At 52.4% G+C, this 17,930-nt stretch carries 18 protein-coding genes; 13 read left to right on the forward strand and 5 right to left on the reverse strand.

The window, feature by feature from the left end; genetic code table 11:
* Positions 1–136: 136 nt before the first annotated feature.
* A complete protein-coding gene (locus tag T320_RS04745) occupies positions 137–1,204 on the reverse strand; it encodes a glycosyltransferase family 9 protein (RefSeq protein WP_037353484.1) in 1,068 nt (355 codons plus the stop codon).
* A gap of 79 nt (positions 1,205–1,283) precedes the next feature.
* Here T320_RS04745 and T320_RS04750 point away from each other — a divergent pair, with 79 nt between their 5' ends.
* The gene (locus T320_RS04750; protein WP_037353487.1) at positions 1,284–4,607 is read left to right on the forward strand and encodes a DEAD/DEAH box helicase; all 3,324 of its coding nucleotides are present in this window, start codon (positions 1,284–1,286) and stop codon (positions 4,605–4,607) included.
* A 124-nt stretch (positions 4,608–4,731) separates the two neighbouring features.
* On the opposite strand, the gene T320_RS14805 is transcribed toward T320_RS04750, so the two are convergent.
* Positions 4,732–4,929 carry a hypothetical protein gene (locus T320_RS14805; RefSeq protein WP_197019374.1) on the reverse strand — a complete coding sequence of 66 codons (198 nt, stop codon included), beginning with the start codon at positions 4,927–4,929 and terminating at the stop codon, positions 4,732–4,734.
* Between the two features lie 21 nt (positions 4,930–4,950).
* On the opposite strand from T320_RS14805, the gene T320_RS04755 reads away from it, so the two are divergent.
* The 11 genes from T320_RS04755 (at position 4,951) to T320_RS04805 (ending at position 13,951) form a co-directional block, all read left to right on the forward strand.
* Complete coding sequence (locus tag T320_RS04755) at positions 4,951–5,310, forward strand: arsenate reductase family protein (RefSeq protein ID WP_037353490.1); 360 nt, start codon at positions 4,951–4,953, stop codon at positions 5,308–5,310.
* A gap of 47 nt (positions 5,311–5,357) precedes the next feature.
* Complete coding sequence (locus T320_RS14810) at positions 5,358–5,513, forward strand: hypothetical protein (RefSeq protein ID WP_197019375.1); 156 nt, start codon at positions 5,358–5,360, stop codon at positions 5,511–5,513.
* A 400-nt stretch (positions 5,514–5,913) separates the two neighbouring features.
* Positions 5,914–6,915 (forward strand): hypothetical protein, encoded by a 1,002-nt coding sequence (locus tag T320_RS13880; RefSeq protein WP_051608596.1) that lies wholly within the window; start codon positions 5,914–5,916, stop codon positions 6,913–6,915.
* Positions 6,916–7,304: 389 nt separating this feature from the next.
* Positions 7,305–7,730 carry a SoxR reducing system RseC family protein gene (locus tag T320_RS04770; RefSeq protein WP_037353495.1) on the forward strand — a complete coding sequence of 142 codons (426 nt, stop codon included), beginning with the start codon at positions 7,305–7,307 and terminating at the stop codon, positions 7,728–7,730.
* Between the two features lie 33 nt (positions 7,731–7,763).
* Positions 7,764–9,143: an electron transport complex subunit RsxC gene (gene rsxC / locus T320_RS04775; protein ID WP_037353497.1), complete on the forward strand. Its 1,380-nt coding sequence runs from the start codon at positions 7,764–7,766 to the stop codon at positions 9,141–9,143.
* A complete protein-coding gene (locus T320_RS04780; protein WP_037353499.1) occupies positions 9,140–10,159 on the forward strand; it encodes an RnfABCDGE type electron transport complex subunit D in 1,020 nt (339 codons plus the stop codon). The genes rsxC and T320_RS04780 overlap by 4 nt, the downstream gene beginning before the upstream one ends.
* On the forward strand, positions 10,156–10,716 hold the full coding sequence (locus T320_RS04785; protein ID WP_037353500.1) for an RnfABCDGE type electron transport complex subunit G: 561 nt from the start codon (positions 10,156–10,158) through the stop codon (positions 10,714–10,716). The genes T320_RS04780 and T320_RS04785 overlap by 4 nt, the downstream gene beginning before the upstream one ends.
* Positions 10,716–11,354, forward strand: coding sequence for an electron transport complex subunit RsxE (rsxE, locus tag T320_RS04790; protein WP_037353502.1), 639 nt, complete (start codon positions 10,716–10,718; stop codon positions 11,352–11,354). Before T320_RS04785 ends, rsxE begins: the two co-directional genes overlap by 1 nt.
* Positions 11,355–11,357: 3 nt before the next feature.
* Positions 11,358–11,933, forward strand: a complete 576-nt coding sequence (locus T320_RS04795; RefSeq protein ID WP_026759855.1) for an electron transport complex protein RnfA — start codon at positions 11,358–11,360, stop codon at positions 11,931–11,933.
* 10 nt (positions 11,934–11,943) lie between these two features.
* A complete protein-coding gene (rnfB, locus tag T320_RS04800) occupies positions 11,944–12,774 on the forward strand; it encodes an RnfABCDGE type electron transport complex subunit B (RefSeq protein ID WP_037353504.1) in 831 nt (276 codons plus the stop codon).
* Positions 12,775–13,078: 304 nt separating this feature from the next.
* Complete coding sequence (locus T320_RS04805) at positions 13,079–13,951, forward strand: NAD(P)/FAD-dependent oxidoreductase (protein WP_037353508.1); 873 nt, start codon at positions 13,079–13,081, stop codon at positions 13,949–13,951.
* On the opposite strand, the gene thiD is transcribed toward T320_RS04805, so the two are convergent.
* From thiD to thiM, 3 genes are read right to left on the reverse strand one after another with little or no spacing between them, the layout of a single operon-like run.
* Positions 13,944–14,741, reverse strand: a complete 798-nt coding sequence (thiD, locus tag T320_RS04810) for a bifunctional hydroxymethylpyrimidine kinase/phosphomethylpyrimidine kinase (protein ID WP_037353510.1) — start codon at positions 14,739–14,741, stop codon at positions 13,944–13,946. The genes T320_RS04805 and thiD overlap by 8 nt on opposite strands.
* Positions 14,742–14,743: 2 nt before the next feature.
* A complete protein-coding gene (gene thiE / locus T320_RS04815; protein WP_037353512.1) occupies positions 14,744–15,388 on the reverse strand; it encodes a thiamine phosphate synthase in 645 nt (214 codons plus the stop codon).
* A complete protein-coding gene (gene thiM, locus T320_RS04820) occupies positions 15,375–16,199 on the reverse strand; it encodes a hydroxyethylthiazole kinase (RefSeq protein WP_197019377.1) in 825 nt (274 codons plus the stop codon). Before thiM ends, thiE begins: the two co-directional genes overlap by 14 nt.
* 474 nt (positions 16,200–16,673) lie before the next feature.
* Here thiM and T320_RS04825 point away from each other — a divergent pair, with 474 nt between their 5' ends.
* The gene (locus T320_RS04825) at positions 16,674–17,648 is read left to right on the forward strand and encodes a LacI family DNA-binding transcriptional regulator (RefSeq protein WP_037353517.1); all 975 of its coding nucleotides are present in this window, start codon (positions 16,674–16,676) and stop codon (positions 17,646–17,648) included.
* Positions 17,649–17,930: the final 282 nt, after the last annotated feature.

Here is a 17,930-nt window from a genome sequence, read left to right on the forward strand (position 1 = left end):
GATATAAAAGAGTTCGATGTAAAAGACGCCCAGTGGCTGATAATACTTTCCCTTTGCTTATACAAGCTTGTCTAACGCGACGGGAAAGCATCATCAGCCACTGGGCTTTGTTCGTCTTTATTTATTTTTCCATCGTTTATGCGTTTGTTGCGGAAAAAATTGCCTTTAGTCTTTCGGCTACCATCTCTGGTGTGATGGCTTGCATGCAGGCGTTGGTCTGGTGCTGGCATTTTGTTTTGAGGCAGCGCCGACATTCATGGGGCGTGATTACGAATTCGTGTCCTGCGGTCAGCGGACCGTAGACGTCGGGCTGGGTGGGGCCCCAGAGGGAGAGGGTTTGGCAGCCTACGGCATCGGCGATGTGCAGGGGGCCGGTGTCGCAGGCGAGCAGGAGGTCGGCAGACTGCAGAAGGGCTGCAAGCTCCGTAAGGCTGGTCTGTCCGGCGATGGAGAGGCTCGGGCGCTGCAGGAGGGCCTGGGCTTTTTGGATGTACGTTTCGTCATTGGGGGCGCCGCAAAAGACAATCTGCACCTGTGGAGGCAGGTCTTTCAGCGCTTGTCCGAAGTTTTCCGGTGCCCAGTTCTTGTCCGGCCAGGTGGTGCGGAGGGTGACCATGAGAATGGGGCGGTTCATGTCAATGCCGTGCTGCTGCCAGAAGTTTCCTGCAAACTCCCTGAGGGTTTTGGGCAGGTTAAGCGTCAGTCCGGGGGTGAAATTTGACATGTCAAATCCCAAAGGCATCAGGACACTTAGATAGCGGTGTACCTTATGCGGACTTTCGATATTGGGCGCCATATCGCTCATAAAGAAGGGGTTGCCCTCGTGGCGCTCGTGAATGCCGATGCGCCGTTTGGCACCGGAAAGCAGGGCCAGAATGCCTGTCAGGAACAAGCCCTGAATATCCAAAACCAAATCAAACTGCCGGGCCTTTAAGAGTGCCCGGGCTTTTTTTAGTTCCCGGCAGGCGGCGGGCAGGTTGAAGCTGGCAAAGGCCTTGTCCAAGGGCCGTCTGTCCCAGATAAGGAGCTCATCAATATAGGGATTTTCCGCCAGCAGTTTATCGGCAGGCGGGCTGACCAGCCAGGTGATATGGCAATCCGGCTGCAGTTTCTTGAGTTCTCTGGCCACGGGGGTGGCGTGGAGCACATCACCGATGGCAGAGAGCCGCAGGATAAGGATTTTTTCCCCTATTTTATTTTTCATAAAGGTTGGTTTTGCCTTTCATCCATAGTACAATAAAATGATAGGTTTATATTAGCACACTAACGGGAGATTGTCCAAAATGTTGAAGGATATTACGATAAAATCATTGGCCAGTGATACGGTGTATAAACGGGGGCTTGATTATTACCGTGAAAGAGTCGTGGACGATTTGACGGCTCTGAATGAGGCCAAAACGGAATGGCAGGCCTATGTTTATGGTTCGGAGAATTACGAAGTCTATATAAAGCTCAACCGTCGGGGAGACAATGTGGAGGAATACGACTGTGACTGCCCCGCAGCCAAGCAGTATCTTGGTGCCTGCAAGCACGTGGTAGCGACGCTTTTGGCCATTCAGGATGAGCAGGAGATGGACCTGCCCCGCAGTTTGTCCGCTGAATTTGCCAAATTGGGTGTGACCACGGGCCGCAATATGCTGAAGCAGAAGGAAAAGGAGCAGCAGAAACGGCAGAGCCTGGCCAGCCAGCGGATGTTTTCCTTTTTCCGGGAAGCGGCGGAGGCGGATAAGGCAAGGATAACCGTGGGACAGGCAGAGTACGCCCATCTTGTTCCTCGTCTTTTTGTGGATGAATACTATGGCACCTACAAGCGGTGGCTGGAATTCCGTTTCGGTCTGGATAAACTCTATGTCGTGAAAAATGCGGCATCCTTTGTGGAGGCCATGGAAAAGCACGAAGACTGGCAGCTCGGCACGAAGAACAAGGTGAATCTTTCGCAGGTGCATTGGGGCGATGAACAGTCGGCACAAATCTATGCCTTGCTCCAAAAATATTACCGCACGGAACAGGGGATGTTTGCGGCAGGTTCGACCAATCATTACTACTATATGAGTTATCATTCCTATCTCTTTGACCAGAAGCAGTTCCGCCTCTCGGAGGATGCCTTGGCCGAGTTCCTGGCCATTATGGGCGACTGTCCCTTTGAATTGCGCTTGAACGGGGCCGAAATGGAAACGGTGCAGGCGGTGCAGGGCAATCCCCATATTGAACTGGAATTGCAGGAAAACGAGGGCTATGGTGAACTCTTGGTCAGTGATGCGGAAATTGTGCCCTTGGATGAATCCTGCCGTTTCGTTTATCAGGAGGGAAAGATTTTCCAGACGGAGAAAAAATTTGCCCAAGGCTTACAGCCGCTTTTGCGCACTTTTGAAGCGGCGGAAACGGTCAAAATACGTCCGCAGGATATGACGGCCTTCTTCGGTCAGGTGTTGCCCCAGATAGAAAAGGCGGCCGAGATTAAGATTGCGCCGAAGTTTATGGAAGAATATGTGGTGCATCCTTTGACGGCGGAGCTCTATATCGACTACGAGGGGGACGGCATTGCGGTGCGTCCTAAGTTTGCCTATGGGGACGCGGTGTTCAATCCGCTGGTGGAAACGGAGCCGCCGCTGCGGGATGGACGCAAACTGGTGCGGGACGAGCAAAAGGAGCAGGAAGTCATCTTGCGGCTCACCCACTACGGTTTCAAAAAGAAGCGGGACCAGATGGTGCAGCGGGATGAGGAAAAGAGCTATGAGTTTTTGACCGAGGAACTGCCGAATCTTCCCGAATGGGTGGATGTGTTCTACTCCGATGCCTTTGCCAATCGTCCGGTGCGTCCCATGCCCAAAGTTACGGCGGGGGTCAGCGTCAACGATTCCGATTTGCTGGAAGTGACCTTTAACGCCAAGGATTTGGACTTCAACGAGCTCATGGAAATTCTGGACTCCTACCGGCAGAAGCGCAAGTATCACCGCCTGCGGGACAAGAGCTTCATCACCCTGGGGGACCAGCAGATGCAGGCCATTGCGGATTTCGTGGATAACACGGGGATTGCTGCCAGCAAGGCGCAGGGCATGAAGGTGGAATTGCCTTTGTCTCAGGCCATGTATCTGGATGAACTGGCGCGGGCGGACGAGGCCCTGCGGCTGGAACGCAGCAAGGAATTCCGCACCATTGTGCGGGATATCCGCCATCCCGAGGAGAGCACTGCCGAAGTACCGGAGAGCCTCAGGGGGATTTTGCGTGAATATCAGGTGACGGGTTTTAGCTGGCTGTCCACCTTGTCTCAGTATCATTTGGGCGGAATTTTGGCGGACGACATGGGCCTAGGCAAAACCCTGCAGGTCATCACCTTCCTCGTATCCCAGCAGGATTACAAGGAACCGCCTTCATTGGTCATTGCGCCTACTTCGCTGATGTATAACTGGCTGGAGGAAATCGCCCGCTTTGCGCCAGAGCTCAAGGCCTGCGCCGTGGCCGGGACGAAGGCGGAACGGCAGAAAATACTCGATGAGGCCGACGCCAGCTTCGACGTGCTGATTACCACTTACAATATGCTGAAGCGGGATATCGATATGTACGAAAAGCGGCGCTTCCGCTATGCCTTTTTGGATGAGGCCCAACATATTAAAAATCCCACGACGCAAAACGCAAGGGCTGTCAAGCGGCTCAAAACCAGCGGTTATTTTGCCCTGACGGGGACGCCGATTGAAAATACCTTGACCGAACTTTGGTCCATCTTTGACTTTTTGATGCCGGGGTATTTGCTCTCGCATAAGAAATTCAAAGACCGCTATGAAACGCCTATCGTGCGGGAACAGGATGAGCGCAGCCTCAAAGACCTCAAGCGTCATGTGATGCCCTTCATCCTGCGGCGTATGAAAAAGGACGTGCTGACGGAACTGCCGGACAAGGTGGAGCGCAAGATGGTAAGCTCCATGACACCCAAGCAGGAGAAGGTTTATCAGGGCTGGTTCCTCAAGAGTCAAAAGGAATTTGCCCAGCAGCTGGCGGCAGGGGATGACAGCCGTATCAAGATATTGGCCATCCTGACCCGCCTGCGGCAGATTGCCTGCGACCCCGCGATGTTTCTCGAAGGGTATACCGGCGGCTCCGGAAAGCTCGACCAGCTGGAAGAAGTGGTCAGCGAAGCTGTGGAGGGAGGCCACCGTATTTTGATTTTCTCCCAGTTCACGACCATGCTGGCGCATATCGGCGAGCGCTTGAAACAGCAGGGGATTGGCTATTATTATCTCGACGGTTCCACGCCCTCTTTGGAGCGCATCCGTTTGGTCAAGGCGTTTAACGAAGGTGCAACGCCTGTGTTTTTGATTTCACTCAAAGCGGGCGGCACGGGACTCAATCTTACCGGCGCGGATATGGTTATCCACTTCGACCCGTGGTGGAATCCGGCGGTGGAAGACCAGGCCACGGACAGAGCTTATCGCTTGGGGCAGAAAAATAACGTGCAGGTCATCCGCATGCTGGCCAAGGGCACCGTGGAGGAAAAAATCTATGAGCTGCAGCAGAAAAAAAAGTCGTTGATTGACCAGATGATACAGCCGGGAGAAAACTTCCTGTCGCGGCTGACGGATGAGGAGATAAGAGAGTTGTTCCAGAAGTAAGGTTTATTTGTTTCGTTCGAGGCGCGTATGCACGGGGCGGGTACTTGTGCTTTCGCTTAGCCGTCTGGCTAAAATTATTTTTGCCTTTCAATTCAGTATCCTGACCAGTCAAAACTCGCTTTGCTCAAACAGTTGACTGGTCAAGATAAAACAGCGGTGGGCAAAAAATAATTTCTTCACGCCAGTCGGCAAACGCTGCATTCCAAGCACCCGCCCCGCGCATACGCGAAGGAGTCAAAAAGACTTCCCCTTGAGGGGCGGATGATGTGATATTCGCGTTTTTCTCTTTGCAGGAATCGCCAGTTGCTTTGACGAATTCCAAGGGGGAAAGGATGTGGCGTTTATGCGTGAGAATATTTTCGTATGCTATCCCCGTTGTACCACCTGCAAGAAGGCGGAGAAGTGGCTGGAGGAGCAGGGGATTGCGGTTAAGGTGCGGGATATTAAGGAGGATAATCCCACGGAGAAGGAGTTGCGGCAGTGGCATAAAAAGAGCGGCCTGCCGTTGAAGCGTTTCTTTAACACCAGCGGTCTGAAGTATAAGGAACTGGGGCTGAAGGACAAGCTCCCTTCTATGAGCGAGGATGAGCAGTATACCCTGCTGGCTACGGATGGCATGCTGGTGAAGCGGCCTATCCTGGTCAGTGATAAAGGTGTGCTGGTGGGCTTTAAGGAAAAGGAATGGCTGGAAAAACTTATATAAATGGCAAAATCCCGCATCTTGTTTAAGGTGCGGGATTTTTGCCGTGTGTGGTTTCAAATAGTGCCGCGTATTACACAGTAGGCGGCCATCAGGTCGGTGATGAGGGCGAAGGCAACGCAAAGGGCGATGATGGTTTTGGCGAGCAGGTGATTGCCTTCGGTTTTCAGCCGGCGGTAGAAGAACAGGTACAGGCCGAGGAATAACGCGGCGTTGAAGCCAATCATTTCCACGATAAGGGCGTTGTGCCGAGTGAATTGCATAAGAATGCTTTCACAGAAGAGGGTAAATATGCCCATAAGGATGACTAAGAGATACCTGACCTTAAAGCCCACCCGCTTTATCTGTATGAGAGCGAATAATATCATAATGGCGGCAAGGGCAAGATACCAGGCTGTTTGGGAAAAGATGTGTAGCAGGAAAAGACCGCTGAAAATAAGGAGAAAAGCTAAGAGTCTGCGTACGTTTGGATTCATGGTGATACCTCCTGATCTTTTTTTTCAGCATAGCATAGGGGGATTAAAATTTACTTAAAATTTCCATTAAGTATTTCGCCTTTTCACCGATAGTATGAGTAGAGATGCTTTTGGCAAGGAGGGAGAAGAAATGGCAATGATTGCCCGCGTGGCAGAGGATAAGCAGAGCTTATTGCAGACGGAAACCGTCTGGCAGAAGATGCAGAAGGACACTTCCCTGCAAAAGGAGAAGGAGGACACAGTAATCGGCAAAGCGGCGGAGGTCTATATCAGCAAGGCGGGGAAGAAATTGAGCGAGGAGGCCAATGACCCGCTTAATCGCTTGTCACAGAAGGATTTTATGACGGATGCGGAGAAGGAACTCTCCAAACTCTGGCAGGAGGAGCAGGACAAGGCCGAGTACAAGAAACAGGCCGCAGAGATTGAAGAACGGTTGGCAAAGGACAGCAGTCTTACGGACAAAGAACGGGAAAAACTGCAGGCGCAGGCAGATGAGTTGCGGAAAAAGGGCATGACCACGGATGATAAGCTCTATGACTTTTACGACCAAAAACATGCTATCGAAAAAGATATCGAAAAAAATGATGGCAAGTATACGGCAGGTGACCTCAGCAGCTTGCAGCGGCAAATCAGTGAACTGGCATGGAAGATTCACAATACCGGCATTGATATAATGAATGAAGGATTGAATAAGGACAAGCTTACCCAACAGGCATTGAAGGAACGCGCCTATATCGCCATTGCCGAAAATGAAGCGAGAATCATGGGCGGGGAACTGGAGGAGCGCGACAGCGAAAACGCAATGGTCACCCGTACGGCAGAGCAGATAGCGGCGCAAAGTGCGGAAGATGTTAAACCACAACCCAAGGCGGCAGATGTCGTGCGGGTAGCAGTCGAGGAAGGAAAGAAACGCGCCGAAAAAGCTGAAGATGAAACTGGCAGATTGGCTGACCGTGGCAGGGATAGCGCCATCAAAATGCAAAGACAGATGCAAGTGGGTGCTGAAGCGCAGACTGGCACAGAGGCAGATGACGAGCGTAATACGCCAACCCGAGAAATCAAGAAATTGTCCTATGAGGAATTCATGCAGGATGCTCGCAATAAGGCAAAGGAAATGGAAATGGAACGCTAAGTAAATCAATTTTTAACTGCTCTCACAGCGAGGGCAGTTTTTTATTGCCATGAAAGTGAAAAGTGACTTCTGCCCAAAGCGGAGGCGTGCTGACAAGTCAAGCGTTTGACTGGGCGCGTGAAGAAATTATTTTTTGCCAACCGCTGACTGATGGCACAAGGCGGTTTGTTTGAGCATAGCGAGTTTTGAGCCTTGCGCCATCAATAAAAGGCAAAAAATAATTTTAGCGCCCAGTCTTAGCTTGCGGTCAGCAGGCCTCCACTTTGGGCAGCAACATTGCCATAACGTAAATTAAACAAATTGCACTCAATAATAAAAAAATAAAAACAGGACTTTTGCCGTATGAAATCGAATAGGATATATTGTGTGAGCCTCTGGAGGTGATGGAGATGAAGCAGGAACAAGGTATTGTTTTGGAAACAGATGGCCAAACGGCGAAAGTCAAAGTGGGGCGGCATGAAGAATGCGGCTCCTGCGGAGCCTGCAGCGGCGCTCAGAATGTGGTGGTGGAAGCAGCCAACCCTTTGGGGGCGGAAGCAGGCCAGCGGGTGCGCTTTGAATTCCGGGAGGAAAATGTGCTGACCGGGGCTTTTGTGGTCTTTATCCTGCCCCTGATTTTCGGCGGGGTAGGCGCGGTAATTGGCCACTTCATGGCACCGTGGCTTGATGCCACTGGCAGCCTGCCTTACGTTTTGGGGGCACTGGTGTTCTTCCTGATTGCCTTAGGCCTGGTCAAGAAATTTGACCGGCGAGCGGCGCAGGATAAGGCGGCCAAACCTGTGATTATCGAGATTTTGGATAATCAACAGTCATAATATATTTTAGGAGACTATACAAGAGGTGATTGTATGTTCGAAAGCTTTCTAGGGGGCATTCACCCCAAAGACGGCAAGGAACTGGCTAAAGATAAGCCAATCGAAGATATGCCGGTGCCGCAGGAACTTGTGGTTCCCATGGGCCAGCATATCGGTGCGCCCTGCACGCCGACGGTCAAAGTGGGCGATGAGGTGAAGCGCGGCCAGCTTATCGGTACGAGTCCGGCGTTTATGCACGCTGATATTCATGCGCCGGTATCGGGCAAGGTGGTAAAAATCGAACCGCGCCCCCATTCCGGCATGGGCAGCTGCATGGCGGTAGTGATTCAAAATGACGGCAAGGATGAATGGGCTGACGGCCTGCCACTCACGCGCAATTGGCAGACCATGGAGAATGAGGAAATTCTCGCGGCGATTCAATCTGCCGGTATTGTAGGCATGGGCGGGGCAACCTTCCCTGCACATATCAAATTGAAGCCGAGCAAGTCTGTAGATATTTTGATTTTGAACGGTGCCGAATGTGAGCCGTATCTGACCGCCGACTACCGTTTGATGTTGGAGGAAGGCGCAAAGATTATCACGGGAACGCAGATTCTGCAAAAACTGTTGGGCGTCAAGCGCACGGTTATTGGCATTGAGGACAATAAGCCCGAGGCCATCAAGGCCATGGCGCAGGCGGCAAACGGCACGAACATTGAAGTGGCGGCCTTAAAGACCAAGTATCCGCAGGGCGCGGAGAAAATGTTGATTAAAGTCATCAGCGGCCGCGAGGTGCCGATGGGCGGTCTGCCCATGGATGTGGGTGTCGTAGTGCAGAATGTGGGTACGGTGGCGGCCATTGCCGATGCTGTGGAACACGGCCTGCCTTTGACCGAACGCATTACGACGGTGACGGGCGATGCTATCAAGGAACCGAAGAACCTGCGTATCCGCATTGGCACGCCCTATCAGGCGGCGATTGATTACTGTGGCGGCTTTGCGGAACAGCCCAAGAAACTCATCGCGGGCGGCCCGATGATGGGCATGGCTCAGGCAACTACGGCGGTGCCGGTGATGAAAGGTTCTTCGGGCATTCTGGCGCTGACGGCAGAAAAAGTTGATCACGGCCCGGAGATGAACTGCATCCGCTGTGGCAAATGCGTCAAGGCCTGTCCGATGGGGCTTGTGCCTTCGATGCTCTCTATCTTGTCGGAGCGTCAGGCCTATGATGCTTGTCGTGATGACTACGGTTTGATGAACTGCGTGGAATGCGGCTGCTGCACATTTGTGTGTCCGGCCAAGCGCAATATCGTGCAGTATATCAAGAATGCCAAAGGCGTAATCCGGTCTGAGCAGATGAAGGCAAAAGCCGTGGCTGAGGCCAAGAAAAAAGCTCAGGAAGCAGCTGAGGCGAAGAAGGAGGCGGAAAAATGAGTGAAGAAGCAGTAAAACAGGAAACAGCAAGCTCGCTGTTTACGGTTTCCGTATCTCCGCATATTCGTGATGATGAAACCATCAGCCATATCATGTGGCAGGTCAATGCCGCACTTTTGCCCGCGGCCATCTTTGCCATCTGGTGGTTTGGTGTCCCTGCACTTATTAATATGCTTGTCGGTGTAGTTTTTGCGGTGCTTGGTGAATATCTCTGGCAGAAGGGCATGCACCAGCCCATTACGGCCTTTGATGGCAGTGCCTGCATTACGGGGTTGCTTTTGGCTATGTCGATGTCTCCCGTATTGCCACCCTATATGGTGGCTATTGGTTCCCTGCTCGCTATTGTGGTGGCTAAGCAGTCTATGGGCGGCTTGGGCTTCAATATCTTCAATCCCGCGCATATCGGACGCGCGGCACTCATGGTGTCCTGGCCGGTGGCGATGACGACCTGGACGAAGATGGCGGATGCCAGCGGTGGCGTGGATGCCATGACCTCGGCAACGCCGCTCAATATTTTGAAAATGCAGGGTTATGATGCGCTGATTGCGACTTTTGGCAGTCAGTCAGACCTCTATTGGAATCTCTTTATCGGCACGCGCAATGGTTCGCTGGGCGAAACCAGCACGCTTTTATTGCTGCTTGGCGGGCTGTATCTGATTTGGAAAGGCTATGTCAACTGGCAGGTGCCAGTGACGATGATTGCTACGGTGGCCATTCTTACCTGGATTTTTGGCCCCGCAGGGCTGTTTACTGGTGACCCCATGTTCCATGTGATGGCAGGCGGGCTCATGCTCGGTGCCTTCTTTATGGCGACCGATATGGTGACGATTCCCATGACCATCAAAGGGCAGCTGATTTTCGCGGTGGGCGCAGGCGCACTTACTGTTCTTATCCGTTTGGTGGGCGGCTATCCCGAAGGGGTCTGCTATTCCCTGCTGCTGATGAATGCCGTGACACCGCTTATCGATAGGTTCTGCAAACCGCGGATTTTTGGGGCAGGAGGTGCAAAATCATGAGCAGTAACGAACATTCCACGTTCAAGATTGCCTTTAATTTGGCGGCGGCCTGCTTTATCTCCGGCATTGTCATTGGTTCCGTGTATTTTGTGACGGCTCCTGTGGCGGCGCAGAAAGCCGAGGAAATGAAACAGGAATCGATGAAGTCGCTGGTGCCCGAAGCGGAACACTTCACGGAAGTGGCCGGCCATGATGGCTGGTTTGCAGCCGAAAAAGGCGGCAAGGCTATTGCTTATATCGTGCCCTCTGAAAGCAAGGGCTATGGCGGCAAAATCAAAATGCTCGTGGCCGTGACGGCTGACAGCAAAGTTATTGATTTTTCGATTTTAGAGCATAACGAAACGCCGGGGCTTGGCGATAATGCGCAGAAGCCTGAATTCCGGCAGATGTTTGCGGGGAAGGGTGCAGATAAGTTAGAAGTCACCAAAGAACCCGCCAATAAGGAAAACATTCAGGCCATGACCGGCGCGACGATTTCTTCCCGCGCCGTGACCAAGGGCGTGCGGGAAGCTGTGGAAGCAGTCGCTGCCTACAAGGCTGAGGGAGGTGCGAAGTAATGAAGGAACATTGGCAAATCTTCAGCAAGGGCCTTATTGCCGAAAATCCGATTTTCATTCTGGCGCTGTCCCTGTGTCCGGCACTAGCTGTAACAACGACGGTTATCAACGGCCTGACCATGGGCCTTACGGTGACGTTTGTTATTACCACCAACAATGTCGTGGTGTCCATCGTGCGCAAATGGGTCAATCCCAAGGTGCGTGTGCCCGTGTATATCACCTCGATTGCCACGATTGTTACGGTGGCACAGCTCGTTTTGCAGGCTTATTTCCCTGTGCTCTATAAGGCTATGGGCATCTATTTGGCGCTTGTGGTGGTGTTTGCCATCATCTTGGCGCGGGCGGAGGTGTTTGCCTCGAAAAACGGCGTTTGGAAATCTTTCTTGGACGGCTTTGGCATGGGCTGCGGTTTTACGCTTGCGATGCTCACGATTGCCGTTATCCGTGAACTCTTTGGCGCGGGCACCATCTTGGGTGTGCCGGTTTTCGGGGCAGGTTATGACCCCATGCTGATGATGATTCTGCCGCCGGGGGCCTTTATCCTGATTGGCTATCTCGTGGCGGCCTGCAAGACATGGAACGCCAAGCAGGAAGAAAAAGCCCGCCTGGCGGAGTTAAAAGCAGGAAAGGAGGCCTAAATCATGGGAGAGTATTTAACTTTATTTATCGGCGCAGTTGTGGTCAATAACTTCGTGCTGACAAAATTTTTGGGCCTCTGTATCTTCTTCGGTATCTCCAAGAATTTAAGCGCTTCGGTAGGCATGGGCATGGCGGTAACCTCCGTTATGACCATGAGTTCCATCCTTGCGTGGATTGTCTACTTCTTCGTGCTGGAACCCTTGGGGCTGACCTTCCTCACAACGATTGTGTTCGTTGTGCTGACCGCCAGCTTTGTGCAGCTTCTGGAACTGGTCATCAAGAAACAGGCTCCGGCCCTTTACAATATGTGGGGCATTTACCTCTTGCTGATTGCCACCAACTGTATCGTGCTGGCTGTGCCACTGCTTAATGTTGAGAGCAATTACAGTCTCTTAAAGAGCATCGTTTTTGCCATCGGCTCTGGATTGGGCTTTGCTGTGGCCATCATCCTGATGGCTTCGTTGCGGGAAAAACTGGTTTACGCCAACGTGCCCAAGCCATTGCAGGGCATTGGCATTGCCTTTATTCTGGCGGGAATGCTGTCTTTGGCCTTCCTGGGCTTTGCGGGCATGTTGTGAGGTGTAGTAAATGGAAAAAGCAATGATGATTATCGTCGTGCTGGTCGGTGTCGGTCTGTTCTTCGGCATCGTGCTGGCACTGGCGGATAAGAAATTCTATATGGCGGTGAATCCGCTGATTAACGAGGTGGAGGAAATCCTCCCCAAAGGGCAGTGCGGTGCCTGCGGTTTTGCGGGTTGTGCCAAATATGCCGAGGCTGTGGTCGAAGACCCCAGTGTTGCCCCGAACCTCTGCGTGCCGGGCAAGGCGGCAGTGGCGGCTAAAGTTGCCGAACTGACAGGCAAAAAAGCCGAAGTGACCGAGCCTAAGTATGCCACGCTCAAATGCCGCGGTACGAAAACCGCGGCCGCCATGGCAGCTCATTACGAGGGCGTGCCGGACTGTGCGGCGGCCAAACTCATTCAGGGCGGCCCCAAGGGCTGCAAGTTTGGCTGTATCGGTTTTGGTAACTGCGTCAAGGCCTGTCCTTTTGGTGCGATGAGCATGGGCGCTGACGGGCTGCCTGTGGTGGACAAGGATATCTGTACCGGCTGCGGCAAGTGCGTAGCAACCTGCCCGCAGGCCATTCTGACGCTCAAGACGTTCAACGAGCCTGTGGAAGTGCTCTGCAGTTCCCACGACAAAGGCCCCGCGGCCAAGAAAATCTGCCAGAACGCCTGCATTGGCTGCGGCCTTTGTATGCGGAATTGCAGTCATGGCGCGATTAAGATTGACAATTTCGTAGCCGTTGTGGATGGCAGCAAGTGCGCTGAATGTACGGAGCCGACTTGCCTGGCTAAGTGTCCGACTGGGGCGATAAAGTCTGTTATAGATGTAACCGTAGCACAAAAGACGGCGTAAAAGCAGCACCGCGCCAGCCATTGTGCCCTTTCGCTCAGACCGCTGGCTAAAAGAAAAATTTTCCATGATATATGGGTAAGCACCTAAACTCACTTCGTTCAGACAAAGGTGCTTACCCATATTTTAGTAGAGGGAAAATTTTTCTTTCTTAACGCCAGCTGCCAGACGCTGCAGTGCACAATGGCTGGCGCTCCGTTGCTTTGTCGGACGTGTTTTGCTCATCACTGTGATTGGCTCACGGTTTTTTGTCCGGGTATTTGCTATAGTGATGGCAAAGAGATTGGTTTTGGAGGGAGTGTTTTCCATGTCTAAGGTTTTGATAATTGGCTCCGGGCCTGCGGGCGTGTCGGCGGCTCTTTATGCCCGCCGTGGGGGCGCGGAGGTTACGGTGCTCAGCAAGGGGCTGGCGCTTAGCGGTTTACATAAAGCAGAGAAGATTGAAAATTACTATGGGCTGGCGGAGCCGGTTTCCGGAGCGGAACTTTATGCCCGGGGGATTGAGGGCGTTAGGAAAATCGGCGTGGAGTTTGTGGAAGATGAACTGCTTTCGCTGATGTTCAATGATTCCTTTACCGGCTTTCAGGTGACGGGGAAGGAGCAGGCGTTTGAGGCGGATGCGGTGATTGTAGCCACAGGCGCTTCTCGTCAGTCGCTCAATGTGCCGGGCGTGAAAGAATTTGCAGGCAAGGGCGTGAGCTACTGTGCCACCTGTGATGCGTTCTTTTATCGGGGCAAGACCGTGGCTGTGGTTGGTGCAGGCGTTTATGCCCTGCATGAAGCCCAGGCCCTGCTGCCGCATGCGGCGCAGGTTTATTTGCTGACCGATGGTGCAGAGTTGTCAGCGGAAGTGCCGCCGGAAATCAAAGTGTGGAACGAAAAAATCGCCGCCATAGAAGGCGGCGAGCGGGTTGAGAAAATTGTCTTTGCCGATGGCAAAGAGTTAAAGCTGGATGGCGTATTTATGGCTTTGGGCACGGCCGGCAGTACCGCCATTGCAAAAAAAATCGGTGCCCAGCTTGACGGCAACAACATCAAAATAGATGCCCATGGCGCTACAAATGTACCGGGGCTCTTTGCGGCAGGCGATTGTACCGGCGGGCTGCTGCAGATTGCCAAGGCGGTGTATCAGGGGGCTGAGGCAGGACTGGCGGCAGTAAAATATCTGCGGACTAAATAGCCCAGCCATGGTGCAGCGGCCCTGCGCCATGGCCAAGGTTGAGGCCGGCCTGCAGGGCACCCGTGATATAGGCTTTGGCGTTCTTTACGGCAGTAGTTAAGTCTTGTCCTTTGGCCAGATTGCTCGCAATGGCGGAAGACAGGGTGCAACCGGTGCCGTGGGTATTGGGATTGGCGATATGTTCGCCTTTCAGCCAAAGAGGGCCGTCTGCAGTATAGAGCAGGTCGTCCGCATCCAAGTGGCGGTGCCCGCCTTTGCAGAGCACATTGCAGCCGTAAGTTTCGTAAAGTTTTTGGGCGGCTTGGAGCATATCTTCGTGGCTCTTGATTTCCATAGCGGCCAAAACCTCAGCTTCCATAAGATTGGGCGTAATGACTGTAGCCAGCGGCAGAAGTTGTTCCTTCAATGCCGAGATGGCGTCTTCATTCAGAAGTCTGGCCCCACTGGTGGCTACCATTACGGGGTCAATCACGATATTTTTTGCCTGATACTGCTTGAGCTTGGCGGCGATAACTTCAATCAGTTCGCTGTCAAAGACCATGCCTGTCTTGACGGCATCCGGAAAAATATCGGTAAAAATGCTGTCTAATTGTGCGGCCAGCATTTCCGGAGCAGTTCGAACAACTGCCGTGACGCCTGTGGTATTTTGCGCAGTCAGGGCGGTGATGGCGCTCATGCCGTAGACACCGCTCGCCAGCATGGTCTTGAGGTCAGCCTGAATGCCTGCGCCGCCGCTGGAGTCGCTGCCAGCAATGGTCAGTACGGTTTTGAGTTCGCATTTTTTTACCATGATTAAAACTCCTTTACCATAAGCTGTCGCAGATTCGCGGCGGCTTTTTTGATGTCATCCTGAGCAAAGATGGCGGATACCACGGCGGCGCCGGCAATGCCCGTGCCGGATAATTCGGCGATATTATCTGCACCAATGCCGCCAATCGCCACTACGGGAATATCAACAGCGGCTGTAATGGCTTTCAGTGTATCAAGAGGGACTTCGACGGCATCTGTTTTTGTGCCAGTGGGAAAGACGGCGCCTACGCCTAAATAATCGGCGCCATCCCGGCAGGCGGCGATGGCTTGCTCGACGGTTTGTGCCGATACGCCGAGAATTTTATCCGGGCCTAAAAGTTTACGGGCCTTGGCGGCGGGCATATCGTTCTGTCCAATATGGAGGCCGTCGGCATCACAGGCCAGCGCAATGTCCAGATTATCATCCACGATAAAGGGAACATGATAGCTTTGGCAGAGTGATTTTATTTCCTTGGCAGTGCGCAAAAATTCATCAAAGGGCAGCTGCTTTTCCCGCAGCTGCACGCAGGTTACGCCGCCTGCCAAGGCTTTTTCGACTGCTTCGGCAAGGGCTGCGCCATTCAGCCAGCGGCTGTCGGTGACGGCATAGAGCTGCAAAGCAGCGGCGGTGATATTAGCGGATTTCATACTTTGCCCCCTTTGTCAGTTCCTCAGCCGTCAGGTGACAGATGGCGTCGATAATGCGGTTGCGGTAGGTGGCATTGCCTTCGTGAGGAAGAAGGTGATTATGGGCAATCTCGCCGGAAAGTCCCATAGCCATTACGGCAACTGCGGCGGCTTCCAAAGGTTTTGTGGCATTTGCGGCAATGCAGGCGGCAACGAGCGCCGAGCACTGGCAGCCGGTGCCCGTAATGCGGCTCATTTCCGGATGGCCGTTGCGGATAATATAGCAGTTTTTCGTGTTAGCAACCAAATCAATGGCACCGGTAATGGCCACGATGGTGTTTAACTGTTGGGCAGCCTGCTTGGCAAAGTCGCAAGAATGGTCAAGGTTTTCGTCGGTTACGCTGTCCACGGCGGCGGCATCTACGCCCTTAGTGTTGCCTGTGCCATGAACCAGCGTCTTGATTTCCGAGATATTGCCCCGCACGCAGGTGATGCTGTCCGTCTGTAAGATATCGAGAGCAGTCTGCGTCCGCAGTTTGGTGGCACCGGCTCCCACCGGGTCGAGGACAACCGGATGGTTTAATTCTTTTGCTTTGCGGGCGGCGCTCAGCATGGCCGGGATGGTGCGCTGATTGAGCGTGCCGATATTCAAACAGAGTCCCGTGGCCAGCTGTGTGATTTCAGCCGCTTCTTCCACATCATCAGCCATAACGGGGCTGGCTCCGCAGGCCAGCGTGATATTGGCCACATCATTTACCGTCACATAGTTGGTAATGTGGTGAATCAGCGGCGTGTTCTTGCGAATGTTTTCCCAGATGTTAAACAAATCAATTCCTCCTTCAAGTGGAGGGAAAAGGGCAAACGAAAAGGACTATCCAATTTTGGATAGTCCCGAATGACGTTATTCCTACTTCCCTACGTTGGCATTATCCAAATCAGGTTAGGAACTGAAGGGAAATAAATTGAACAGATTGCGCAGGATGAGTTTTCAATGTCTAGGCGGAGATATGAGGCATAGCGGTGCTATGGCGAATGTCGACAACGAAGACAGTGGAAACTTAGACCAGCAAGAGTTTAATTTATTTGCCGAAAGTTCCGTAACGGTCGAAGTGCATAACTTCCTCTCAGCCCGTCTGCGAGCTCCCGTGTATGTGATTGTTATCTTTTACTTTAGCCGTTAAGTGTTGGTTTGTCAATGGGATTATCTTGGGGGGATTTGCGTTCGCAGTTAAAACTCTGCCGCTTGTTGTGGCGGTGTTTTACTGTTACAATAATTAGCAGAAAGATATTGTCAGCAGGAGGAGCAATGGTCAGGATTAAGGATGTAGCCAGAGAAGCTGGCGTGGCACCGAGTACGGTGTCGCTTGTGATGAATAAAAAGGGCTATGTATCAGAGGAAACCCGCCGCAAGGTGGAAGCGGCCATGAAAAAATTGCACTATGTGCCCAGTGGCGTGGCCCGTAGTTTGTCATTGAATCGGACCAATACCATCGGGGTTATTATGCCTTCGGCAGCTCATCCCTTTTTTGGTGAGCTCATTGGTGAACTGGAAACGGCGCTTTATAATGCCGGGTATAAGATGGTGCTTTGTTGCACGCATGCCAAAGATAACGCCGAACGTCATTTTGTGGAAATGTTGAAACGGCGCAATATGGATGGGATTATCATGGGCGCTCATTCTCTGGATGAAGGGCTTTATGACAATCTTGAGCGGCCGGTGGTAGCTTTTGACCGTTACTTGAATAACTGTATCCCCATTGTGCACTGTGACCATTGTCAGGGCGGAAAACTGGCGGCGGAGGCTTTTTTGCGGCACAGCTGCCGGCACGTAGTGGAAATTGTGGGCAGCAGCATTATGAAAACACCCGCGGATGACTATCATCGGGTAGCAGCGGAAATTCTGACCAGTCAGGGCGTGAAGGTTGACCGGATTGAAAGACCGTGGAATGAACCGTCTTATGCAAGTTTTATGCAGATAGCCCGGCAGCTGTTTGCTGACTATCCGGATGCAGATGGAATTCTGGGGGCAGACCTTTCCGTATCGGCCTGTCTTTATGTGGCGCAGGAGAGGGGACTGCGGGTGCCGGAGGATGTAAAACTGCTGGCCTATGATGGTACGCTGATTACGCAGATGGGAACGCAGCCCCTTACGGCCATTCGGCAGCCGATAAAGGAGCTGGCAGAGTTGACCGTATGTAAGCTCATTGCCATGATTAAAGGCGAACAGGATTCACAGCCGTGGATGATTGCCCCCACGTTTCAGCCAGGGGCAACTTGTTGAAGCCGCTGGCTAAAGGCAAAAATTCTTGACAAAAAGACAGGTGATGTTATAATAATGTTTATCGAACCGGTTCGATAAACTAGAACTGGTTTTTCTCGGCAGCTTCACCCTTTACAGGTCAGGAGCTTTAATCCCCTTTGAAATAAGTGCTGATTGTAAATAGTTTTAGTGACAACCGGTTATCCCCATTCCGGATACAGCTTCCCCAGCTGAAAAATAAAACATCTAAATCTATTACCTGACAACAAGAAGAACTTTATTTCAACGCAAAACAGGCTGGCT

The sequence above is a fragment of the Selenomonas sp. FC4001 genome, assembly GCF_000701565.1.
GTDB lineage: Bacteria > Bacillota > Negativicutes > Selenomonadales > Selenomonadaceae > Selenomonas_A > Selenomonas_A ruminantium_B.